Source organism: Burkholderia singularis (genome assembly GCF_900176645.1).
Lineage (GTDB): Bacteria > Pseudomonadota > Gammaproteobacteria > Burkholderiales > Burkholderiaceae > Burkholderia > Burkholderia singularis.
Genome location: NZ_FXAN01000011.1, coordinates 1 through 1,640, shown reverse-complemented (window position 1 = coordinate 1,640; position 1,640 = coordinate 1). Strand labels below are relative to the sequence as shown.

1 protein-coding gene is annotated in these 1,640 nt (G+C 63.4%); it reads right to left on the bottom strand.

Translation table 11 applies throughout. The annotated features are described in order from the left end of the window. Positions 1-13: 13 nt before the first annotated feature. Positions 14-1,640 (bottom strand): ShlB/FhaC/HecB family hemolysin secretion/activation protein (locus BSIN_RS00850; protein ID WP_159935869.1); only part of this gene is annotated, 1,627 nt, incomplete at its 5' end.

Below are 1,640 nucleotides of genomic sequence, written 5' to 3'. Positions count from 1 at the left end.
GAACGCGTTTTCGTCAAAATTGCGCCGTCACCTGGAAGCCGACCGTCACCCGCGCCGTCGGAAACCCGGGCGGCTTGTAGACCGGCGTGCCGGCGAACAGATCGTACGCATACGCGCCGAACCGCGTGCCGACGCTGCCCTTCACGCCGATCACCGCGCCCGCGAGCTGCGTGCCGATCAGCGCCACCGGCTGCGGACCCCAGACATGGCCGTAGTCCAGCCCCGCGTATATCGCTTGCCCCGTCTGCCCGATCGGCATCTGCAATTCGTTGCGCCAGTAGAAGCCGCGTGCCGCCGCCAGCATCGTCTCGCCGTCGAAGCCGCGCACCGTGTAGCGGCTGCCGATCGTCAGGTCGTCGATGTAGTACAGCGTGTTGCCCGTGTATTGACCGTGGAAAGTCGTCACGTAGCGCAACGGCTGCTGCGCGATCGCGAACGGCACCGACAGGTTCGCATCGAGCACCGCCATCTTGTAGCGGTACGTCGGCCCGCCTGTGGCCGCCAGGCTGTCGTCTTGTGCGCCGAACGCGCCGATCCCCTGCCGATAGGCCAGCGTACCGTCGAATTGCGCGCCGCCGAAGTAGTGGCGATCAGTCAGGCCGATTTCGACGAACGTGTTGTTGCGGCGCTGCTGCGGGATTTCGGTGTCCTCGATGAAGCTCTCGCCAAAGCGGCGCGACAGCCGGAACTGCGCGCCGAACACGTCGTTCTGGCTGCGCGACAGCACGCGATTGAGCTTGAAATCGACCGTCTTCGAATTGCCGCTCGCGATGAACGTTTGGTTCACGCCGGCAATCTGCTGATAGTACGTGTTCGTGTACGCGGACAGCGTGGCCGTCCAGTAGCCCCACGGAATCGAATAGAAGCCGTTCCAGCCATGTGAACCCAAGCGCTTGTCGCCGAATTCGAGATCCTGGCTGACGCCGATGTTGAAGACGTCGTTCAAGCCCAGTGGGTTGTCGATGCCGAGCGACAGGTTGCCTTGCAACTTGCCGGTCGCGCGCGTGCCGGAGTTGTCGATTGAGGCAACGACGGTCCACGGCTTGCCGCGCTTCACGTCGAGCACGACGTCGCTTTCGCCGGGTACGTCGGCGGGGACGATTTGCATCGATACGTCCTGGCTCGATACGCGCTTCATTTGCTCGAGGCCTTGTTCGAGATCGCGCAGGTTCAGCAACTCACCATCGCCGGTTGGGAACGCGGTTTTCCAGGTGCCGCGCAGCTTGTCGTCGGCAAAGCGCACGTGACGGATTACGCCGGGGATCAGTGAGAGCTTGAGGGTGCCGGTCGATAGATCCTGTTCGGGCAGCAGTACGCGTGTCGTGACATAGCCGCGCGCCAATATCGCTTGAGACAGACCTTTGACAAGGATGTCGAGGCCCTGTTTCCCGACGCACTGGCCTGTGTAGTGCTCAAGCCATTCGCGCGCGAATGCGAAGCGATCGAGCGGCAATGCCGAGGCGCCTTGTGATTTCACGGAAGCTGGCAGCACATCGGGCACGTCGAGCGTGAAACGATCGATGCGGAAGCAAGGCGTTTCCGACGGCAGCGCTGGATACGCGGCGCTCGCCGTCACGCCCGAGCGCACTCCGGGCGCGGAGATTGCTCGTTCGCGCTCGCGCGCTTCTTCCTGCTGTCTG